The sequence below is a fragment of the Streptomyces sp. R44 genome (assembly GCF_041053105.1).
Classification (GTDB): Bacteria; Actinomycetota; Actinomycetes; order Streptomycetales; family Streptomycetaceae; genus Streptomyces.
Map to the genome: position 1 here is coordinate 6,924,345 of NZ_CP163444.1, position 19,993 is coordinate 6,944,337.

Annotated in this window: 18 protein-coding genes; 11 read left to right on the forward strand and 7 right to left on the reverse strand. The window is 74.7% G+C overall.

The features are described 5' to 3' along the window. Positions 1–6: 6 nt before the first annotated feature. Entirely contained in the window at positions 7–1,185 is a 1,179-nt protein-coding gene (locus AB5J54_RS32340; protein ID WP_369147450.1) for a hypothetical protein, read from the reverse strand. A 165-nt stretch (positions 1,186–1,350) separates the two neighbouring features. On the opposite strand from AB5J54_RS32340, the gene AB5J54_RS32345 reads away from it, so the two are divergent. The 5 genes from AB5J54_RS32345 (at position 1,351) to AB5J54_RS32365 (ending at position 8,352) form a co-directional block, all read left to right on the forward strand. Then, positions 1,351–3,120: a hypothetical protein gene (locus AB5J54_RS32345; RefSeq protein WP_369147452.1), complete on the forward strand. Its 1,770-nt coding sequence runs from the start codon at positions 1,351–1,353 to the stop codon at positions 3,118–3,120. Between the two features lie 95 nt (positions 3,121–3,215). Further along, positions 3,216–4,049 (forward strand): M55 family metallopeptidase, encoded by an 834-nt coding sequence (locus AB5J54_RS32350; protein ID WP_369147453.1) that lies wholly within the window; start codon positions 3,216–3,218, stop codon positions 4,047–4,049. Next, positions 4,042–5,376, forward strand: coding sequence for a M20/M25/M40 family metallo-hydrolase (locus tag AB5J54_RS32355; RefSeq protein ID WP_369147454.1), 1,335 nt, complete (start codon positions 4,042–4,044; stop codon positions 5,374–5,376). The genes AB5J54_RS32350 and AB5J54_RS32355 overlap by 8 nt, the downstream gene beginning before the upstream one ends. Positions 5,377–5,419: 43 nt before the next feature. Beyond that, positions 5,420–7,420: a prolyl oligopeptidase family serine peptidase gene (locus AB5J54_RS32360; RefSeq protein ID WP_369147455.1), complete on the forward strand. Its 2,001-nt coding sequence runs from the start codon at positions 5,420–5,422 to the stop codon at positions 7,418–7,420. Continuing rightward, positions 7,417–8,352 carry an LD-carboxypeptidase gene (locus AB5J54_RS32365; RefSeq protein ID WP_369147456.1) on the forward strand — a complete coding sequence of 312 codons (936 nt, stop codon included), beginning with the start codon at positions 7,417–7,419 and terminating at the stop codon, positions 8,350–8,352. Before AB5J54_RS32360 ends, AB5J54_RS32365 begins: the two co-directional genes overlap by 4 nt. Positions 8,353–8,450: 98 nt before the next feature. Here AB5J54_RS32365 and AB5J54_RS32370 read toward each other — a convergent pair whose 3' ends face one another. Continuing rightward, positions 8,451–9,104 carry a GntR family transcriptional regulator gene (locus AB5J54_RS32370; RefSeq protein WP_369147457.1) on the reverse strand — a complete coding sequence of 218 codons (654 nt, stop codon included), beginning with the start codon at positions 9,102–9,104 and terminating at the stop codon, positions 8,451–8,453. Positions 9,105–9,303: 199 nt separating this feature from the next. On the opposite strand from AB5J54_RS32370, the gene AB5J54_RS32375 reads away from it, so the two are divergent. Then, a complete protein-coding gene (locus tag AB5J54_RS32375; protein ID WP_369147458.1) occupies positions 9,304–11,088 on the forward strand; it encodes a CocE/NonD family hydrolase in 1,785 nt (594 codons plus the stop codon). A 6-nt stretch (positions 11,089–11,094) separates the two neighbouring features. Here the strand turns inward: AB5J54_RS32375 and AB5J54_RS32380 are convergent, their stop codons facing one another. After that, positions 11,095–12,183 (reverse strand): adenosine deaminase, encoded by a 1,089-nt coding sequence (locus AB5J54_RS32380; protein WP_369147459.1) that lies wholly within the window; start codon positions 12,181–12,183, stop codon positions 11,095–11,097. A 79-nt stretch (positions 12,184–12,262) separates the two neighbouring features. Beyond that, entirely contained in the window at positions 12,263–13,018 is a 756-nt protein-coding gene (locus AB5J54_RS32385) for a GntR family transcriptional regulator (protein WP_369147460.1), read from the reverse strand. Positions 13,019–13,207: 189 nt separating this feature from the next. On the opposite strand from AB5J54_RS32385, the gene AB5J54_RS32390 reads away from it, so the two are divergent. The 3 genes from AB5J54_RS32390 (at position 13,208) to AB5J54_RS32400 (ending at position 14,433) form a co-directional block, all read left to right on the forward strand. Further along, entirely contained in the window at positions 13,208–13,462 is a 255-nt protein-coding gene (locus AB5J54_RS32390) for a DUF1049 domain-containing protein (RefSeq protein ID WP_369147461.1), read from the forward strand. Continuing rightward, positions 13,459–13,809 carry a hypothetical protein gene (locus AB5J54_RS32395; protein ID WP_369147462.1) on the forward strand — a complete coding sequence of 117 codons (351 nt, stop codon included), beginning with the start codon at positions 13,459–13,461 and terminating at the stop codon, positions 13,807–13,809. The genes AB5J54_RS32390 and AB5J54_RS32395 overlap by 4 nt, the downstream gene beginning before the upstream one ends. Positions 13,810–13,893: 84 nt before the next feature. After that, the gene (locus AB5J54_RS32400; RefSeq protein ID WP_369147463.1) at positions 13,894–14,433 is read left to right on the forward strand and encodes a GNAT family N-acetyltransferase; all 540 of its coding nucleotides are present in this window, start codon (positions 13,894–13,896) and stop codon (positions 14,431–14,433) included. Here the strand turns inward: AB5J54_RS32400 and AB5J54_RS32405 are convergent. Next, on the reverse strand, positions 14,430–14,762 hold the full coding sequence (locus AB5J54_RS32405) for a DUF6204 family protein (protein ID WP_369147464.1): 333 nt from the start codon (positions 14,760–14,762) through the stop codon (positions 14,430–14,432). The genes AB5J54_RS32400 and AB5J54_RS32405 overlap by 4 nt on opposite strands. 175 nt (positions 14,763–14,937) lie before the next feature. Here AB5J54_RS32405 and AB5J54_RS32410 point away from each other — a divergent pair, with 175 nt between their 5' ends. Continuing rightward, the gene (locus tag AB5J54_RS32410; RefSeq protein WP_369147465.1) at positions 14,938–16,893 is read left to right on the forward strand and encodes a DUF5107 domain-containing protein; all 1,956 of its coding nucleotides are present in this window, start codon (positions 14,938–14,940) and stop codon (positions 16,891–16,893) included. Between the two features lie 50 nt (positions 16,894–16,943). On the opposite strand, the gene AB5J54_RS32415 is transcribed toward AB5J54_RS32410, so the two are convergent. Then, a complete protein-coding gene (locus AB5J54_RS32415) occupies positions 16,944–17,780 on the reverse strand; it encodes a methyltransferase domain-containing protein (RefSeq protein WP_369147466.1) in 837 nt (278 codons plus the stop codon). Positions 17,781–17,870: 90 nt separating this feature from the next. Beyond that, positions 17,871–18,389 carry an N-acetyltransferase family protein gene (locus AB5J54_RS32420; RefSeq protein WP_369147467.1) on the reverse strand — a complete coding sequence of 173 codons (519 nt, stop codon included), beginning with the start codon at positions 18,387–18,389 and terminating at the stop codon, positions 17,871–17,873. A gap of 308 nt (positions 18,390–18,697) precedes the next feature. Between AB5J54_RS32420 and AB5J54_RS32425 the strand changes: the two genes are divergently transcribed. Beyond that, complete coding sequence (locus AB5J54_RS32425; RefSeq protein ID WP_369147468.1) at positions 18,698–19,912, forward strand: sulfite oxidase; 1,215 nt, start codon at positions 18,698–18,700, stop codon at positions 19,910–19,912. Positions 19,913–19,993: the final 81 nt, after the last annotated feature.

Sequence of the window (19,993 nt, forward strand, 5' to 3'; positions counted from 1 at the left end):
GGGGCCTCAGGAGGTGGTCGTCGCCTTGCGCAGCGCGCTGATGCAGGTGCCGATCGCCTCCTGGAGGGCTTCGAGGCGCTGGAGCATGTCCGCCTCGTAGATGTCCTCCTCCATCACCTCGTCGAGCGTCAGCTCCTCGAAGACCTTCGTCGCCTTCTGCAGGCTGTTGTAGAACTTCGTCCGCCGCTCCTGGACGCGCAGCGCCGGATCCTCCTCGACCGCCTTGGCGACCAGGCCCTTCACCGTGTCGTAGGCCTCGCCGGCCCACTCGCCCGCCTCCTCCGAGTCGTCCAGCTCGTCGAGGAGCGACAGGTGCCGCTCGGCCTCGGCCCGCAGCTCGGCCGGCGCCTCCACGGTCTGCCCGGCGGGGGTCTTGATCTGGCCGTTCTCGACGATCTGGCGCACGTACCCGATGCGGTCGGCGGCCTTCGCCTCGTTCGCCACCGCCTTCTTCAGGTCGTCGGTACGGGCGAAGGCCCGGGCCATCTCCGTCTGGAGCGCCGGGTCCTCCTTCATCCGGTCGAGCAGCGCCCCGCGCGCGGCCTCCGCCGTCCCGGGGTCGGCGAGGATCGCCGCCCGCAGCGCCGTCGGGTTCTCCGCGACCTCCAGTGCCTTCGTCGGCCGGATGCCCTCGGCCTCGGCCGCCGCGGTGATCGCCTGACCGCGCACGGAGGACGCGCTGTTGCGGGAGGTGTAGTACGACAGCCAGACGTCCGCGTCCGGCAGCTCGATGTCCTCGCCCGGCACCAGGACCTCGAACTGCGGGACCAGACCATCGTCGGCCGCCATGTCCCAGGCCCTGTAGTACCGCATGACCCGCTCGGGCGAGCAACCCGCGAGCTCCGCGAAGGCCTTCGCGGAGACCTTCGTCCGGGCGGTCCCCTCGGCGGGCTGGCCGCCGGGACGGACGCTCCGGGCCACCTTCAGGGCGAAGGTCCAGCCACCGGTCCGCGCGTAGACCCCGAAGTCCTGGGCGTCACGGACGACGACGGGGTCGTGGTCCCGGGAGTCCCGCACGTCGTCCTCGTCCTGGGCGGCTTCGGCCCCCAGGGGCTCCTGGGGCTCGGGAGCCGACGGCTCCCAGAACTCCGGCTCCTCCGCCATCACGGGCCCGGCGGGCTCAGGAACGACGACGGGCTCGGTCTCGACGGGCGCGGATTCGGACGGGGTGAAGGCGATGGTCACCGAGAGCTCTCCGGAAGGTCGACAACGACAACTGCGGCCGACAGCCTATACGCACCCGTTGGCGATGTTTCGTCCGATTCGACGTCCGCCAAACGGGTGGCGCACCAGGCCGTCACCAGGACACCATGCCCCCATGACTCACGGAATCGAGCTCCACCCCGCGCGGTGAGCGCCTCGTACGAGCGCTCGACGCTCGCCCCCGCCCTGTCCGACCACGCCCGCCGCCTGCGCGGCGCGCCCGTCCCCCGGGGCGGCCACCCCCTCCCCGACTCCGCACGCACTCCGCGCCCCCGCGGCCCCGGCCCCCGCCACAGCGAGGCATGCGCCCGCGTGAAGGACGTCCTCCGCAGCCTGCTCGACACCCCCCGCGCCGACCCGGAAGCCGCCCTCGTGGCCACCGGGGTCCGCGACCGGACCGTCCTGCGGGCCGCCGCGACCCTCGACCACCCCGACGAACCGGCCGCCCGCGCTCTGGGCCGCCTCCTCGTCCGGACCGGGACCACCCTCGTCGGCGTGGCCGCCGGAATCGGGCTCCTGAGCGTCCTCGGCGAACCCGAGGACGTGCCGTACCTGCGCGACCTCGGGATGCTCGACGGACTGGACTCCGCCGCCGTCGAGGCCCTCGCACCGCTCGACCCGCAGGCGGCCGCGACGGTCGGCCTGGCCCACGGTGCGCGGGAGACCGGACTGCGCGCCCTCGCCGACGCCCTCGTCTCCGGCCGTACGAGCGACCTCCGAGCACTCGTCGTCGGAGTGCGGGCCGAGAGCCCCCGGGACGTCGGGCCCGGCCGGGCGCGGTGGATCGCGGAGGCCACCCGGCTCCCCGCACTCCTCCGGGCCCACCCCCGGGACCCCGAACTGCTCGCCCAGGCGGTGCTCCTGCTGACGCGGATGACGAGCCGCCGCGACTACGCGATCGCGCTGCTGCGGTACGGCGACGCCAGGGACCTGTACGAGGCGATCACCGCGCGCGTGGCCGGCGAGGCCCCGGCGACCGGCCTCGACCGCCGAGCCCGGCTGCTGTCCCTCGCCCTCGACCTCCACAGCGGCGCCTCGCACCTCCTCGACTGGCCGCCCGGCCGCCGCGAGCAGGTCCTCGGCGCCCTGCTCGCGGCCGTCGGGGAGCCGACGGAGCCGGACACGGAGCCGGACACGGAGGCCGACGCCGACCCGAGGACGCGGCGGCGGGCCGCGTGGATCCGCGCTACGGCACCCCGCCTCCGCGCCATCACCGCCCCGGCGGAGCCGTGCCCCGTGTCGCGGCTGCGGATCGAGGTCGCCGTCGCCGACCCCGGCGACCCGGACGCCGTCGAGACGCGCTTCCTGGTCGACGGCCGGCCCTTCGTGCCCTGGGCGTTCGGCCCCGGGCCCGGCGACGTGCCCGAACGGACCCTCGACACCGGCGCCCTGCGCGCCGGGGACGAGCCCCGTGAGGTCCGGCTCGCCGAGGCGTACTGCAGTGAGGGCTGCTGCGGCGCCCTCTACGTCACGGTGCGGCGCGAAGGGCGGTACGTCGTGTGGGGCGACTGGAGCCGGCCCGGGGCCCCGCGCGGCCTGCCCGACCTCCCCGTCCTCCGTTTCGACGCCGACGCGTACGACACGGAGGTCGCCCGCGCCGAGCAGGACCGGGGCTGGAGCTGGCCGGCCCGGGACACCGCCCGGCTGATCGCCCGAGGGCTGCGCGAGCGGCCGGAACTCCTCGCCCGCTGGGACCTGCGGCAGGGGTGGACGGGCACGGACTTCGGCGATCCGGACACCACCGTGATCACGTACGACGACCTGCCCCCGACCGCCGGCGGCGCGCCGGACGTGCAGCCGCGGCAGTACGTGTGGCTGCTCCCCGACGACGGCACCCCGCCCGAACAGCGGGCCGCCGCCGCGCTGCGCCGGTTCGCGGAGGAGGACCCGCGGCGGTATCCGGAACCGGCCCGGTGATCCGTACGGCCGTCCGGTGGGTGCCAGTGGTCCACTCCAACGGCGGTTATCCACAGGGGTGGTAGGGCGGCCGGGCGGCGCGTACGGTGCCAGGCATGAAGATCCTCATCAGCGCCGACATGGAGGGCGCGACCGGTGTGACCTGGCCCGCCGACGTGATGCCCGGCACGCCCCAGTGGGAGCGGTGCCGCGCGATGTTCACCTCCGACGTGAACGCCGCCGTGCTCGGCTTCTTCGACGGCGGCGCGGACGAGGTCCTCATCAACGAGGCGCACTCGACCATGCGGAACCTGCTCCTGGAGCAGCTCGACGAGCGGGCCGAGATGATCACCGGGCGACACAAGTCCCTGTCGATGGTCGAGGGCGTGCAGCACGGGGACGTCGACGGCATCGCCTTCGTCGGCTACCACACCGGCGCCGGTGCCGAGGGCGTCCTCGCGCACACCTACCTCGCCAACTCCATCACCGGGGTCTGGCTCAACGGCGAGCCGGCGAGCGAGGGCGTGCTCAACGCCCATGTGGTCGCGGAGTACGGCGTGCCCGTCGTCCTCGTCACCGGGGACGACCTGACCTGCGAGGACGCCCTCGGGTACGCGCCGGAGGCGCCCAAGGTCGCCGTCAAGGACCACGTCTCGCGGTACGCGGCGGTGTGCCGGACACCGGCCAGGACCGCCGCCGACATCCGGGCCGCCGCCAAGACGGCCACCGCGCTCGCCGTCCGGCACGAGCCGGTCCGGGGCGGCCCGTTCACCGTGGAGCTGGAGTTCGACGCCGAGCACCTGGGCGCCGCCGCCACGGTGGTTCCCGGCGTGGCGCGGAGCGGCGAGCGGCGCGTCGCGTACACCAGCGAGACGATGTACGAGGCAATTCGCACGTTCAAGGCGGTCACGACCATCGTCTCGGCCGCGGTGGAGGAGCAGTATGGCTGAGGAGGTCCGGGGCCCGGACACGACGGCGCTCGACGAGGTGGTCACCTTCACCTCCGAGCTCATCCGCATCGACACCACCAACCGGGGCGGCGGCGACTGCCGCGAGCGGCCGGCCGCCGAGTACGTCGCCGAGCGGCTCGCGGACGCGGGGATCGAGCCGACCCTCCTGGAGCGGACCCCCGGCCGCACCAACGTGGTGGCGCGGATCCCCGGCACCGATCCCTCGGCCGAGGCGCTCCTCGTCCACGGCCATCTGGACGTGGTGCCCGCCGACCCCGCGGAGTGGACCGTGCACCCCTTCTCCGGCGAGGTCCGCGACGGCCTCGTGTGGGGGCGCGGCGCCGTCGACATGAAGAACATGGACGCGATGGTCCTGGCCGTCGTCCGGAACTGGGCCCGCCACGGCATCCGCCCGCGCCGGGACATCGTCCTCGCCTACACCGCCGACGAGGAGGCCAGCGCCGAGGACGGCTCCGGCTTCCTCGCCGACCGGCACGCCGCCCTCTTCGAGGGCTGTACGGAGGGCATCAGCGAGTCCGGGGCGTTCAGCTTCCACCCGCAGCCCGGCACCACCCTCTACCCGATCGCGGCGGGGGAGCGGGGCACCGCCTGGCTCAAGCTCACCGCCCACGGCCGGGCCGGCCACGGCTCCAAGGTGAACACGGCCAACGCCGTCACCCGCCTCGCCACGGCCGTCGCCCGGATCGGCAACCACGCCTGGCCGGTCCGTCTCACCACGACCGTCCGCGCGGCCCTCACCGAACTGGCCGCGCTGTACGGCATCGACGTCGACACGAGCGCCCCCGACCTGGACGTGGACCTCCTGCTCGACAAGCTCGGCCCCGCCGCCGCCCTCGTCGAGGCGACCGTCCGCAACAGCGCCAACCCGACGATGCTCGAAGCCGGTTACAAGGTCAACGTCATCCCGGGCCAGGCCGTCGCCTACATCGACGGGCGGATGCTGCCGGGCTCCGAGGAGGAGTTCGCCGCGACCATGGACCAGCTCACCGGACCCGACGTGGAGTGGGAGTTCCACCACCGCGAGGTGCCCCTGGAGGCCCCGGTCGACTCGCCGACCTTCGCCAAGCTCCGGGCCGCCGTCGAGCGCTTCGACCCGGCCGGGCACGTAGTGCCGTTCACCATGTCCGGCGGCACCGACGCCAAGCAGTTCTCGCGGCTCGGGATCACCGGCTACGGCTTCTCGCCGCTCCGGCTGCCCCCGGACCTCGACTACGGGGCGCTCTTCCACGGCGTCGACGAGCGGGTCCCGGTGGACGCCCTGCACTTCGGCGTCCGGGTGCTCGACCACTATCTGAAGTCCGCGTAGGCCCGTGACAGGGGGAGACAGGCCCATGACAGGGGGAGACTCCATGGCCACGACCACGGCCGGGTACGGCAGCTGGCCTTCACCCGTGAGCGCCGCGCTCGCCGCCGCGCGCGACGGACGTCCCGAGTACCTCGGCACCGTCGGCGACGAGCTGTGGTGGACCGCGCCCCGTCCCGAGGAGGGCGGCCGGCGGGCCCTCGTCCGGCGGCGCGCCGACGGGACCGAGGAGAGCCTGCTGCCCGCCCCGTGGAACGTGCGCAGCCGGGTGATCGAGTACGGCGGGCAGCCGTGGGCCGCGGTCGCGCGCCCGGCGGACGGACCGCTCGCCGTGTTCTGCCACTTCCCCGACCAGCGGCTCTACGCGTACGAACCCGATGCCCCCGGCGCGGAGCCGCGGCCGCTCACCCCGGTCTCCGCCGTCGGCGGCGGACTGCGCTGGGTGGACCCGGTGATCCACCCGGAGCGGGGCGAGGTCTGGTGCGTCCTGGAGGAGTTCACCGGTCCCGCGCCGACCGACGTGCGCCGCGTCCTCGCCGCCGTGCCCCTCGACGGCTCGGCCGCCGAGGACCGCACCGCCGTCCGTGAACTCTCCGACGGCCGCCACCGGTTCGTGACCGGACCCCGGCTCTCCCCGGACGGCCGCCGGGCCGCCTGGCTCGCCTGGGACCACCCCCGGATGCCCTGGGACGGCACCGAGGTCCTGCTCGCCGAGGTCACCACCGACGGCACCTTCGGCGAGGCCAGGACCGTCGCCGGGGGGATCGCCGAGTCGATCCCGCAGGTCGACTGGGACGCGGCCGGCCGGCTGCTGTTCGTCAGCGACCGCACCGGCTGGTGGAACCTCTACCGCGCGGAGGTGGACACCGATGGCGGCCTCGCGGAACCCGAGGCGCTCTGCCCGCGCGCCGATGAGTTCGGCGGCCCGCTCTGGAAGATCGGACTCCGCTGGTTCACGCCCCTGGAGAACGGGCTGATCGCCGTCGTCCACGGCAGGGGCACCACCACCCTCGGGATCCTCGACCCCGAGCGCCGCGCCCTCGTCGACGCGGGCGGCACCCGCACGGAGTGGGCCTCCACCCTCGCCGCGCACGGCACCCGCGTGGTCGGCGTCGCCGCGGGACCGCACCGCTCCTACGAGCTCGTCGAGCTCGACACCTGCACCGGCCGCAGCCGGGTCGTCGGCGCCGCGCACAGCGACGCCGTCGACCCCGCCCACCTTCCCGAGCCCCGGATCCGCACCTTCACCGGCCCCGGCGGGCGGGAGATCCACGCACAGGTCTACGCACCCCACCACCCCGGTTTCACCGGGCCCGAGGGCGAGCTGCCGCCCTATGTGATCTGGGCGCACGGCGGGCCCACCGGGCACGCCCCGCTCGTCCTCGACCTGGAGATCGCCTACTTCACCTCGCGGGGCATCGGCGTCGCCGAGGTCAACTACGGCGGCTCCACCGGCTACGGCCGGGAGTACCGGGAGCGGCTGCGCGAGCAGTGGGGCGTCGTCGACGTCGAGGACTGCGCGGCCGTCGCGGCGGCGCTCGCCGCCGAGGGCACCGCCGACCCGGCCCGGCTCGCGGTGCGCGGCGGCAGCGCGGGCGGCTGGACGACCGCCGCGTCCCTCGTCTCCACCGACGTGTACGCCTGCGGCACGATCATCTACCCCATCCTCGACCTGCGGGGCTGGGCCACCGACGAGACCCACGACTTCGAGTCCCAGTACCTCCACGGACTGATCGGACCGCTCGACGAGGTGCCCGCCCGCTACAAGGAGCGCTCGCCCATCGAGCACGTCGACCGGGTCACGGTCCCGTTCCTGCTGCTCCAGGGCCTCGACGACGTCATCTGCCCGCCCGCGCAGGCCGAGCGCTTCCTCGCCCGCACGGCCGGCCGGGGCGTCCCGCACGCCTACCTCGCCTTCGAGGGGGAGGGGCACGGCTTCCGCAGGGCCGACACCATGATCCGGGCGCTGGAGGCCGAACTCGCGCTGTACGTAGGGACCTTCGGGATCGAGCGCCCGGACACGGCGGATCTGGAGTACCGCAGGTGACCCCGGTGGACGCCCTGGCCCGGGCCGAGCGGCTCGCGCCCGGGGCACGGGTCGCCGTCGTCGCCCCCAGCGGGCCCATACCCGAGGAGCGGCTCACCGCCGGGCTCGACGTCCTGCGCGGCTGGGGTCTCGAACCGGTCGTCGCCCCGCACGTCCTGGACGCCCACCCCACCCTCGGGTACCTCGCCGGGACGGACCGGGCGAGGGCCCGCGATCTGACCGAGGCCTGGTGCGACCCCACCGTCTCCGCCGTGCTCTGCGCGCGCGGCGGATTCGGGGCCCAGCGCATGGTGGACCTGATGGACTGGACGGCGATCCGGGCGGCCGGGCCCAAGGCGTTCGTCGGCTACAGCGACGTCACCGCCCTGCACGAGGCCTTCGCCGTCCGCGCGGGTTTCGCCACCCTGCACGGACCGATGGTCGCCGCCGGCACGTTCCTCGCGGACGCCACCACCCAGGAGTCGCTGCGGGCCACCCTCTTCGCGCCCGAGACCGTCCTGACGCTCGCCCCGGCGACCGCACGGGCCCTGGTGCCGGGCCGCGCCCGGGGCGTGACGCTCGGCGGCTGCGTCAGCCTCCTCGCCGCCGACCTCGGCACCCCGCACGGACGGGCCTCGGCGCGCGGTGGGCTGCTGCTCCTGGAGGACGTGGGCGAGGAGCCGTACCGCCTCGACCGCATCCTGACCCAACTCCTGCGCTCCGGCTGGCTCGACGGGGTCGCGGCCGTCGGCCTCGGCTCCTGGGAGGAGTGCGGCCCGTACGAGGAGGTGCGCGCGGTCCTCGCCGACCGGCTCGGCGGCCTCGGCGTGCCGGTCCTGGAGGAGATGGGCTTCGGACACAGCCCGACCGCCCTGACGCTGCCGCTCGGCCTGCCCGCCGTACTCGACGCGGACACGGGCACGCTCACCCTGGACGCACCGGCCCTGCGCTGAACGGACCCACGTCCGTACGACGCCGACGCGACCCCGCCCGGCGAGTTCGATCATGAGGTCGGATCGATCGTGACCCGCTGCCGACGGCGCCGGGAGGGTTACTCCGCCGCCGTCCTGCGCTGGTGTGCGGCGGCCTCGTCCCGGCTCGTCTCCAGGTGGCGCAGGGCCAGCTTCTCGACACGCTCCACGTCCCGCGCCTCGATCCCCCGGTACAGCTCCGCGTGCTCCTCGGCGACGACGGTGAAGTCGTCGTGCTGTCCGAGCATCCAGCGCATCCGGCTGCGCAGCGTCGCGTTGAGCTCGCTGAGCAGCGCGTTGTCCGCGAGCTCCGTGACGGTCTCGTGGAAGTCGGCGGCCGCCCGCCGCGCGGCCGGGCCGTCGCCCTTGGCCGCCGCCGCCAGTTCGGCGTCGAGGTCGGCGCGGAGCTTGGCGAGCCCCGCCCGGGTGCGGCGCTGCGCGGCGAGCCGGAAGCCGAGGATCTCCAGGGCGGACCGGACCTCGCCGAGGTCCGAGATGTCGGACGCGCTGAACTCACGGACCACGGCCCAGGTGCGCGGCCGCGGCGTCACCAGGCCCTCCGCGACCAGGTCCCGCAGGGCGTCACGGACGGGCAGCCGGCTGACGTCCAGCTCGGCCGCGATCTCCCGCTCCACCAGCCTGCTGCCGGGTGCCCGGGTCCCGTCGATGATCTGGTCGCGCAGCGCGCGCGTCACCCGCTCCGATTCGGGTCTGAATTCCTCAGCGCCTGTCATGCCGCCATTCTCCCATCGAGGGGCGGGCGGGGGATCGCGGGACCCGGCCGCCGGAGCGGGGCGCGCCACCTTCACTGAATCTGCGTCAACAACCTTCGTCCGGTGCGTTGACGGGGCTATGACACGTGTCACAGCATGGGCGCTGCCCCGGGTACCTACCAGTCGGTAGGTACCCGGGTCTCCCGGCGCCGCCCTCAGCGTGGAGGTCTCCGTGTCCCGTGCCGTGCCCCGATCCCGCAAGGTCCTCGCGCTCGTGGCCGGTGCGGCCGCGCTCGCCGCACCGCTCGCCCTCGCCGCGCCCGCCGCCGGCGCGGAGCCCGAGGACGCCCCGTACACCGTCACCCCGCTCCGGTTCACCGTCGAGGCGGGCGGCCGGAGTTGCACCGTCGACGCCGACCTCTACCGCCCGGCCGGAGTGGACGCCGCGCACCCCGCGCCCGCCGTCCTCGCCACCAACGGCTTCGGCGGCAGCAAGAGCGACGGATCCACCGCCGCCATCGGCAGGGCCTTCGCCGAGCGCGGCTACGTCGGCCTCGTCTACTCGGGCCTCGGCTTCGGGAAGTCAGGCTGCCTGATATCCCTCGACGCCCCGGAGGCCGACGGCAGGGCAGCAGCCCGCCTCGTCGACTTCCTCGCCGGCAGCCGCGCCGCCGACGACGGCACCCGCGCCGACTTCGTCACCCGGGACGCCGCGGACGACCCGCGCGTCGGCATGATCGGCGGCTCCTACGGCGGCGCCGTCCAGCTCGCGGCCGCCTCCGTCGACCCCCGTATCGACGCTCTCGTCCCCCTCATCACCTGGAACGACCTCGCGTACGCGCTCGCCCCCAACGCCGCCGACCGGAACACCCCCGGCGTCTTCAAATGGCAGTGGGCCAACGGCTTCTACCTCATCGGCGAGGGCCAGCCCCTGCTCTCCCCGTCGCTCGACCCCAGCCGGATCAACTCCCTCGGCTGCCTGCACTTCGTCACCGACGCCTGCGACACCATCAAGCTGCTCGACTCCGGCCGCTACCCGGCCGCCGCGAGCGAGCGGATGCTCGCCTACGCCCGCAGCGTCTCCCCGGTCTCCTACCTCGACCGGATCACCGCCCCCACCCTGATCGTCCAGGGCCAGTCCGACAGCCTGTTCAACCTCAACGAGGCCCGCGCCACCTACGACAAGCTGCGCGAGCGGGGCGTCGACACCCGGATGATCTGGCAGTCCTGGGGCCACAGCGGGGGACAACGGCCGGGCGAACTCGACCTCGGGAACCCGGAGGGAAGCTACGTCGGGCAGCGCGTCCTCGCCTGGTTCGACCGGTACCTCCGGAAGAACGCCGCCGCGGACCCCGGCCCCGCCTTCGCCTGGTACCGCGACGGACAGAGCGGCTACGGCACCTCCGACCGGGTCCCGGCGCTCAGCCAGAAGCTGTACCTCTCCGGCGACGGCAAGCTCGTCGACAACCGTACGAAGGTCGCCCGCGGCTCCCGCCGGTACAGCAACTGGCTCGTCCCGACCAGCCATTCGGAGTCCTCGCTCGCCGGCATGATCGGGCTCCCCGACCCCCGGCCGTACGACATCGCCGGCACCTACCTCGGCTGGAGCAGCGCCCCGCTCACCGAGCCCGTCGACCTCGTCGGCGCGCCCAGGGCGACCCTCCGGGTGGTGTCCCCGGCGGCCGAGCGCGTCCAGGACTCGGGCGACGCCGCCGACAAGCTCGTCCTCTTCGCGAAGCTGTACGACGTCGCGCCCGACGGCACGAAGACCCTGGTGAACCGGCTGGTCGCGCCCGTACGCGTCCCCGACGTCACCCGGCCGTTCACCGTCGAGCTGCCGGGCATCGTCCACCGCTACGAGTCCGGCCACCGGCTGGAGTTCGTCGTCGCCGCGAGCGACACCGCGTACTCCGGCAACCGCGGCATCAAGCCGGTGACCGTCGTCAGCGCCCCCGAGTCCACGGGGACGCTGTCCCTGCCCCTGGTGCGGGGCAGGGTCGGATAGCGCGTCCTACAGCGCCGCGTACCCCGGGCGGACCACCTCGTCGACGAGCCGCTGCCGCTCCGGCAGCGGCAGGAACGCGGCCTCCAGGGCGGCGACCGTGAACTCCTCGAAGACCTCCGGGCCGTACCCGAAGGCGTCCACCATGTGCTGGAACTCCTCGCTCATGGTGGTGCCGGAGACCAGCCGGTTGTCCGTGTTCAGCGTGATCCGGAAGCCGAGGCGGCGCAGCTCGTCGATCGGGTGCGAGGCGTAGTCCTTCGCGGCGCCCGTCTGCAGGTTGGACGTCGGGCAGACCTCCAGGGCGATGCGGTTGTCCCGGACGTACGAGGCGAGCCGGCCCAGCGTGCCGTCCTCGGCGATGTCGTCCGTGATCCGCACGCCGTGGCCGATCCGCTCGGTGCCGCAGACCTGCACCGCCTCGTGGATCGACTCCGCGCCGACGGCCTCGCCGGCGTGGATCGTGTAGTGGCAGTTCTCCCGCTTCAGGTGCTGGAACGCGGCGAGGTGGCGGGCCGGCGGGTTGCCGATCTCGCCGCCCGCTATGTCGAAGCCGGCCACGCCGTTGTCGCGGTGCGCGACCGTGAGCTGCGCGATCTCCAGGGAGCGGTCGGTGTGCCGCATGCCGGTGAGCAGGGTGCGGACGGTGATCCGGCCGCCGGTGCGGCGCTCGCCCTCGCGGAAGCCGTCGTTGACCGCCTCGACGACCTCGTCGAGGGTGAGACCGCCCTCCAGGTGCTGCTCGGGGGCGTAACGGATCTCGGCGTAGACGACACCGTCGGCCGCCAGGTCCTCGGCGCACTCGGCCGCGATGCGCGCGAGCGCCTCGCGGGTCTGCATGACCGCGCAGGTGTGCGCGAAGGTCTCCAGGTAGCGCTCCAGCGAACCGGAGTCGGCGGCGTCCCGGAACCAGACCGCGAGCTCGGCCGGGTCCTCGGTCGGCAGCGCGGTGTAGCCGCACTCCCGCGCCAGCTCGACGATGGTCGCGGGGCGCAGCCCGCCGTCGAGGTGGTCGTGGAGGACGGCCTTGGGGGCCCGGCGGATCCACTCGGAGACGGTGGCGGCGGCAGGCGTGGCAGGGTTGTCAGACAAGTGCATGGCGGGGAAGTGTACGCCAAGGCCGGGCCGGGTGCTGTGACGGACCCGGCAGGCCCCCCACGGGCCCCTTCTCGCGGCCTCAGTGCGACTGCAGCACCGGCAGCGCGGGCGTGCCCGTCGGGAGCATGTGCTTGGCCGCGAGGACCGGGGTCTCACCGACCCGCACCACCTGGGTGACCAGGACCGCAGGGGTGTCCGCAGGGCGGCCCAGCTGCTCCCCGCGCCGCCGCCCGAGCAGCGTCGCCGTGATCCCGCTGTGCGCGCTCAGGGCCGTCTCCCGAGAGGCCGCGACCAGGACCGCGAGCATCGAGACCGCGCCCCCGGTGTCCGCCGCCGCCTCCCGCAGGGCCCGTGCGAACTCCGGGTGCACCCGGCCGAGCAGCTCCTCCGGCGCCGCCCACTCGTGGCTCAGCGCCGCCGCCGCGCCCTCCCCGGTCAGGACGGACTCCCAGAACCGCAGCTCGGCGCGGGCGGGCGCGAGCAGGTGCTGGGTGGTGAAGTCGGTCGGTTCCTCGACGGTCCGCACCAGCGCCCGCACCCGCAGCGGAGTGCCCACGCCGATCAGCTGCTCCAGGGGCTGGACGTGCTCGAAGCCCCGCCGGGGCGGACGGTCGTTGACGGTGCGGCCCACCCCGCGCCGCACGGTGAGGACGCCGTCCTCCTGGAGCAGCAGCAGGGCCTCGCGCAGGGCCGGCCGGCTGACGCCCAGCTCGGCGGCGAGCTTCGGCTCGGAGGGGAGCGTGGAGCCCGGCGGATAGGTGCCGTCGTGGACGGCGTCCGCGATCCGCTCGTAGAGCGCCACGACCGGTCGCCGCCGCTGTCCGCTGACCGCCACGGCCCCTCCTCGTCTCGTCCCCGGCCTGTTCTCCGCCGGTCTTCGCACCACGGTAGTCGGCCCACGTTGTCTGACAAGTCACCCGTACGGCTCTCCTCGCCGTCACGGGCGGGCGCCGCGCGTCCCATTCTGGTGCCACGGCTGTGGCCGGGTACGACCGACGGCACGACGGAGGAGAGGGGCCGGGCAATGAGTCCGAAGCAGACGCCACGGACAGCGGGCGGGGACACCTCGTCCCGGTTCGCCGGCGCCTTCACCCCGGGCCGGATCGCGATGATCGCGGTCGCGGTCCTCACCCTGGTCTTCATCTTCGAGAACACCCGCGAGGTGAAGATCCGCCTGCTGATCCCGGAAGTCATCATGCCGCTCTACGTGGCCCTGCTCGTGACCGCACTCCTCGGCGCCGCCTGCGGCTACTACGTCGCGGCCCGGAGGCGGAAGTGAGGCGGGCGGCCGTCGTCGTCGGCGGCGCGGTCCTCGCGCTCGCGGCCCTCGCCGCCTCCTCGGCGGAGGAGGCCGCCGCACCCGACGACGAGGCCGGGACACGGCCGATGCCCGACTTCCTCGGCCGGGGCCTGTGGCGGGTCTTCACCCGTCTGCCCCGCCGGACCCGGCTCGACGTCCACGACGTGAGCGGCCGCGACCGGCGGGTGCTGTGGCCGCCGCGCTGGCAGGTCTGCACCCAGTACCCGGCGGCGGGCACGGCCCTCGACCGGCGCACCACCGTCATGATCGGAGTCGTACGGAAGGGCGAGACCTGCCCGCCCCGCGTCCGCGACGCCCGGCGCTGACGCCGCCCCACAACGGGGTGGGCGCCGGCGGAACGCATGCCCACCACGGGGCGTGTCCCGCCCCCGCCGCATAGCCTGGCCCGTATGTTCGACGACCCCGGTTCCTACCTCGCCGCCGGGCCCCGCGTGGGCCTGCGCCCGTTCTCCGCGGCCGACGCCGAGGAGTTCACCGCCCGTGCCCGTGAGAGCCGGGAGCTCCACCACCCCTGGCTCTTCCCGCCGTGCACACCCGAGGCGTACGCCACCTACGCGGGCGCCCTGGCCGGCGACCCCGCCCGCGCCGGCTTCCTCGTCTGCGAGCGCGCCGAAGCCGGCGGGATCGCCGGCTTCGTCAACATCAACAACATCGTCCGCGGCGCCTTCCGCAGCGGCGCCCTCGGCTACGGCGCCTTCGCGCACGCCGCCGGACGCGGACTGCTCACCGAGGCCCTCGGCCTGGTCATGGCCCACGCCTTCGGCCCCCTGGAGCTGCACCGCCTGGAGGCGAACATCCAGCCGCGCAACACCGCCTCCCGCGCCCTCGTCCGCCGCGCCGGCTTCCGCCTGGAGGGCTTCTCGCCCGCGATGCTGCACATCGACGGCGCCTGGCGCGACCACGAACGCTGGGCCATCACGGCGGCCTAGCGCTTGCGGTTGATCTTCATCGTGTCCAGGTCCGTCACCGTCGACCGCAGCGCCTTGTACCCGTGGCCCAGCTCCCCGAGCGCCCGCTCCACCCGGTCCTCGGCGATCGCGCCCGCCATCTCGTCGCCGTCCTCGGAGTCCGAGACGACGACCAGACGGTACGAGAAGTGCTTCAGGGTCCGGTCGTAGGCCAGCGAGCCCTCCTCCGTGAACTGCATCGCCGTCAGCCCGTGCGCGTCCACCTCGGCGAGCAGCCGGGACCGGCTCTCCTCCGACAGACCGTCGAACGTGCCGCGCACGATGACCCGGTAGGTGTGCTGCGTGCCCATTCCTCGTACTCCCTGTGCCCCTGTGCCATGGTTCCGACCCGTCACCCTACGGCCGCGGGCACCGTCGCCGCCCGGAATATCCGGGCGCCCGGGCCCGGCTCCCGTGCCGCAGCCGGACGCGGAGAACCGTGGAGAACCCCTGGTCAGGACCGGCTCCGCCGTGTTCCATGGATCAATGACGACCGTACGACGTGCCGTACTGACGCTGCCCGCGGCCCCGTTGGGCCCGGACAACCCTCTCCCCGCACTACGGGCCCCCGCCGGCGCCGGGGCCCACGCGGTCGACGCGCGGACCCTCGCGGAGCTCCCGCGCGACATGGCCCGGGGCATCGGACGGGCGCCCCTGCGCAGCCTGCTCCCCGCCCCCGTGCGCGACGGCTACGGCCGCGCGCGCACCCCCGCGGACCTCGACACGATCGTGATCGAGAACGACCGGCTCCGGGTGACCGTGCTGCCCGGTCTCGGCGGCCGCGTCCACTCCCTGCACCACAAGCCCACCGGACGCGAACTCCTCTACCGCAACCCCGTCCTCCAGCCCGCCGCATTCGCCCTCAACGGCGCCTGGTTCTCCGGCGGCATCGAGTGGAACATCGGGGCGACCGGCCACACCACCCTCTCCTGCTCGCCCCTCCACGCGGCGACCGTCCGCGCCCCCGACGGCGGTCCGATGCTCCGCCTGTGGGAGTGGGAGCGGCTGCGCGACCTGCCGTTCCAGGTCGATCTGTGGCTCCCGGAGGGCTCGGACTTCCTCTACGTCGGCGTCCGCATCCGCAACCCCCACGAGCGGACCGCCCCCGCCTACTGGTGGTCCAACATCGCCGTCCCCGAGGAGCGCAGGGTCCTCGCCCCCGCCGACGCGGCCTGGCACCACGGCTACGACCGCGGCCTGAACCGCCTGCCCGTGCCCGTCACCGAGGACGGCACCGACCGCTCGTACCCGCTGAACGGCGCCCACGCAGCCGACTTCTTCTACGACCTGCCCGAGGAGCAGCGCCGCTGGATCGCCGCCCTCGACGCGGACGGCCACGGACTCGTCCAGACCTCCACCGACGTGCTGCGCGGCCGCAAGCTCTTCCTGTGGGGCACCGAGCGCGGCGGCAGGCGCTGGCAGGAGTGGCTGACCGAACCCGGCACCCCCGGCTACGCCGAGATACAGGCGGGACTCGCCCGCACCCAGCTGGAACACCTGGAGCTCGCGGGCGAGGCGGAGTTCAGCTGGCTGGAGGCGTACGGACCGCTCGCCGCCGACCCCGCCGCGGCGCTCGGCGCCGACTGGGCCGCCGCACGCGCCGACGTCGAGCACCGGCTGGAGACGGCACTGCCCCGCGCCGCCGTCGACGCCGCGTACACCGCCTGGCGGGAGGGCGCGGCGGACACCGAGCCGGAGACCGTCCTCGCGGCCGGCTCGGGCTGGGGAGCGCTCGAAGTCCTGCGCGGGGGACACGTGTTGCCCGGTACGCCCTTCCCCGAGTCGACGCTCGGCCCGGACCAGGAACCCTGGCGGGAACTCCTGCGCACCGGCGTCCTGCCGCCCCCGGCGAAGGGCGCGGGGCCGGGCGCGCCGCTGGTCGCCGCGCCCTGGCGGGACATGCTGGAGACCGCGCCGGCCGACCCGTCCACCGAGTACCACCTCGGCATCGCCCAGTGGCACGCCGGGGACCGCGCCCAGGCGGTACGGAGCTGGGAGCGCGGACTGCGCCGGGCCGAGGTGCGCTGGCCGCTGCTGTACTGCCTGGCCGTCGCCGACCGGGAGGACGGTCACCCGGAGCGGGCCGCCGAGCGGTTCGCGGAGGCCTTCGCCGACCACGAGGGCCGGGACGGCGGCGTGGCGGTGGCCGCGGCGCTCGGCCGCGAGGGCGTGGCGGCGCTGCTCGCCACGGGCCGTGCCGCCAGGGCCCGGGAGCTGTGGGCGCGGCTGCCGGACGAGGTGCGGGGGAGGGGCGCGTTCCGTCTGCTGGAGGTCCGGATCCTGCTCGCCGAGGGCCGGCCGGCCGAGGCCCGCGCGGTCTTCGACGAGGGCTTCGAGGTCGCGGACCTGCGCGAGGGCGCGGAGATCCTCGGCGAGGTCTGGGCGGAACTCACCGACGAACCCCTGCCGGACGCCTACGAGTTCCGCATGCGCCCGAGCTGATGTGCGGCGTGGGCCCGCCGGGAACGCCGGCCGGGCCCGCGCCGGTCCGGTCAGGACACCCGGCACACGATCTCGCCGTGCGGGACCATGAACCAGGCGTCCTCCTGCTTGCCCCACTCCCGCCAGGCCTCCGCGATCGACGCCAGTTCGCCGGCGGTCGCGTGCCCGCCTGTGACGGCCAGGTCGGCGTAGCCGGAGGCGGTCGTACGGTCCGCCCACAGACCGCTCCACCAGTCCCGCTCCTCCGGGGTGGCGAAGCACCAGGTGCCGGCCGTCGTCGTGACGTCGGTGAAGCCGGCCTGCCGGGCCCAGGAGAACAGCCGCCGTCCCGCGTCCGGTTCGCCGCCGTTGGCGCGCGCGACCCGGTGGTACAGGTCCAGCCAGCCGTCCAGGGCGGGCCGCTCGGGGAACCAGGCGAAGGCCCCGTAGTCGCTGTCGCGGGCCGCGACGACCCCGCCGGGCCGGCACACGCGCCGCATCTCGCGCAGCGCCTGGACCGGGTCGCCGACGTGCTGCAGCACCTGATGGGCGTGGACGACGTCGAAGGAGTCGTCGGGGAAGTCCAGGGCGTGGACGTCGGCGACCGCGAACTCGACGTTCTCCAGGCCGCGTTCGGCCGCGACGGCGCGGGCCTTGGCCAGCACGTCCTCGGCCGCGTCGACCGCGGTCACCCGGCCCGGCGCGACCAGCGCGGCCAGGTCGGCGGTGATGGTGCCGGGCCCGCAGCCCACGTCCAGGACGTCCAGGCCCGCGCGCAGTTCGGGCAGCAGGTAGGCGGCGGAGTTGGCGGCGGTCCGCCAGCTGTGCGAGCGCAGGACCGACTCGTGGTGGCCGTGCGTGTAGACGGCGGTCTCATGGGCCGCGGGCTGCGCGGAGGCGTGCGTCATCGAAGCGACTCCCTCGGTGTGGGTGCGTGTCTCCACCGTACGCACCGCGGCCGAATAATGAGACCCGCGTCTTGGGATATGGACACTCGCTCATGTCAACAGCTCCCGCCGGTAGCGGAGTTCCTCCAGGACCCGGCCACCCGTCTCCTCCCGCACCGCCGTTCCGTCCGGCCGCCAGCCCCCGGCCTCGTAGAACCCGCGGCCCCGCGCGTTGCCCGCGAACACCCACAGCGCCGCCGCCCGGAACCCGGCCGCGACGAGCGCCTCGGTGGACGCGGAGAGGAGCGCCCGCCCGACGCCCGTACCCCACACCTCCGGCAGGGCGTACAGCGCCGCGAGCTCGGCCGTGCTCCCCGGCGCGAACTCCCCGTCCGGCCACGGCCGGAAGCAGGAGAACGCGACGAGCCGCCCGTCGTCCGCCGTCGCCACGAGCACCGTGGGCCGGTCGGGGGCCGTGAGACGGGCGCGCCAGACGGCGGCGCGCTCCCCGACGTCCAGGGCGTCGAGGTACGGGCCGGGCAGCAGGTCGCGGTAGGCGGCCCGCCAGGACAGGACGTGCACGGCGGCGAGGGCCGCCGCGTCCCCGGGAAGCGCTTCACGTATCGGCATGCGGCATTCTGGCCCCGCGCGCACCTCGGCCGCCTCCGCATTCCGGCGGCGCCCGGCGCATTCCCCTGGACCCGGCGCCCCGACCGCCGACCTGGCGAACGAGCCCCGGCGCCCCGACCGCCGACCTGGCGAACGAGCCCCGGCGCCCCGACCGCCGACCTGGCGAACGCGCCCCGGCAGCCCGGCCTCCGGACTGGTCAACCCTTGTGTGACAGCCCCGTGAACGGACCGTCCCGGCCGCCCCCGCGCCCCTAGGGTGGGCCCGCCGCCGCCCGGCGGTCCGTCTCTCCCACGTGCCGAGGAGTCCCGTGCCGCACTCGCCCGCGCCCGCCCGCCGCTCCCTCCTGAAGCTGCTCGCAGCGGGTCCGGCGGTCTCCGCCCTCGGCGGGCTCGCCGCCGCCCCCGCGTACGCCGATCCCGCGAACCTCGTGCCGGGCTCCGCGCCCGGCATCGTCAAAGCCCTTCCCCCGGAGTACTTCACGGTCCGCGGGACCAATGCCGAGGCCCGCTACGAGACCTTCGCCGACACCGGCCTCCTCACCCCCGCCGACCGCTTCTTCGTCCGCAACCACACCTCCACCCCCGTCCTCGACGCCTCCGACTGGCGGCTGACCCTCTGGGGCGACGGACTCCACGGCCGCACCCCCGTCACCTTCACCTACGGGCAGCTCCGCGACCTGCCCTCCGTCACCCGGACGGCCCTGATCGAATGCGCCGGAAACGGCCGCACCCTCTACACCACCCAGCAGGGCGAGCCGGTCACCGGCACCGCCTGGACCCTCGGCGCCGTCGGGGCCGCCCGCTGGCGCGGCGTCCGCCTCGCCGACGTGCTCCGGCGCGCCGGGATCGCCCACGACGCCGTCGACGTCCAGCCGCGCGGCCTGGACGACCCGTACGTCTCCGGCGGCACCGACTACGGCCGGGTCCGTCGCCCGCTGCCGGTCGCCAAGGCCCTCGACGACGTGATCCTGGCGTACGAGATGAACGGCGAGCCCCTCCCGTACGACCACGGACACCCCGTCCGGCTCGTCGTGCCCTCCTGGATCGGCATCGCCTCCATCAAGTGGCTCGGCGACATCGAGGTCTCCACCAAGCCGCTCACCTCGCCCTGGTCCACCACCTGGTACCGCCTCTTCGGCGACGCCCACCCCGCCGGCGGCAGCGCGCCGATCACCCGCCAGACCCTCAAGTCCTCCTACCAGCTGCCCTTCGGCGCCACCCTGGAGGCCGGCCGCCTCCACCGGCTCACCGGCCGCGCCTGGTCCGCCCTCGCGCCCGTGCGGACCGTGGAGGTCTCCACCGACGGCGGCACCCACTGGCGGCACGCCCACCTCCACGACACCCCGCGCCGCGACGGCTGGGTCCGCTGGAGCGTGCCGTGGCGCCCGCACACCACCGGACCGGCCACGCTGCTCTCCCGCACCACCGACGCCGCCGGCAACACCCAGCCCGAGCGGGCCGTCCACAACACCCAGGGGTACCTCTTCAACGCGGTCGTGCGTCACCCGGTCACCGTCGTCTGAAGGGGCGGAAACGCCCGAACCTCCGTATAAAGGGTCCGGGGGTGCCTGCCCGGCGCCCCCGCGCGCTCAGGAGGTACGGGA

What these genes read in the sequence shown, in the direction of transcription:
- AB5J54_RS32350 (WP_369147453.1), top strand. Translation starts at nt 3,216, where the DNA reads ATGAAGATCCTCATCAGCGCCGACATGGAGGGCGCGACCGGTGTGACC.
- AB5J54_RS32355 (WP_369147454.1), top strand. Translation starts at nt 4,042, where the DNA reads ATGGCTGAGGAGGTCCGGGGCCCGGACACGACGGCGCTCGACGAGGTG.
- AB5J54_RS32360 (WP_369147455.1), top strand. Translation starts at nt 5,420, where the DNA reads ATGGCCACGACCACGGCCGGGTACGGCAGCTGGCCTTCACCCGTGAGC.
- AB5J54_RS32370 (WP_369147457.1), bottom strand. Translation starts at nt 9,104, where the DNA reads ATGACAGGCGCTGAGGAATTCAGACCCGAATCGGAGCGGGTGACGCGC.
- AB5J54_RS32380 (WP_369147459.1), bottom strand. Translation starts at nt 12,183, where the DNA reads ATGCACTTGTCTGACAACCCTGCCACGCCTGCCGCCGCCACCGTCTCC.
- AB5J54_RS32390 (WP_369147461.1), top strand. Translation starts at nt 13,208, where the DNA reads ATGAGTCCGAAGCAGACGCCACGGACAGCGGGCGGGGACACCTCGTCC.
- AB5J54_RS32400 (WP_369147463.1), top strand. Translation starts at nt 13,894, where the DNA reads ATGTTCGACGACCCCGGTTCCTACCTCGCCGCCGGGCCCCGCGTGGGC.
- AB5J54_RS32405 (WP_369147464.1), bottom strand. Translation starts at nt 14,762, where the DNA reads ATGGGCACGCAGCACACCTACCGGGTCATCGTGCGCGGCACGTTCGAC.
- AB5J54_RS32410 (WP_369147465.1), top strand. Translation starts at nt 14,938, where the DNA reads ATGACGACCGTACGACGTGCCGTACTGACGCTGCCCGCGGCCCCGTTG.
- AB5J54_RS32415 (WP_369147466.1), bottom strand. Translation starts at nt 17,780, where the DNA reads ATGACGCACGCCTCCGCGCAGCCCGCGGCCCATGAGACCGCCGTCTAC.
- AB5J54_RS32420 (WP_369147467.1), bottom strand. Translation starts at nt 18,389, where the DNA reads ATGCCGATACGTGAAGCGCTTCCCGGGGACGCGGCGGCCCTCGCCGCC.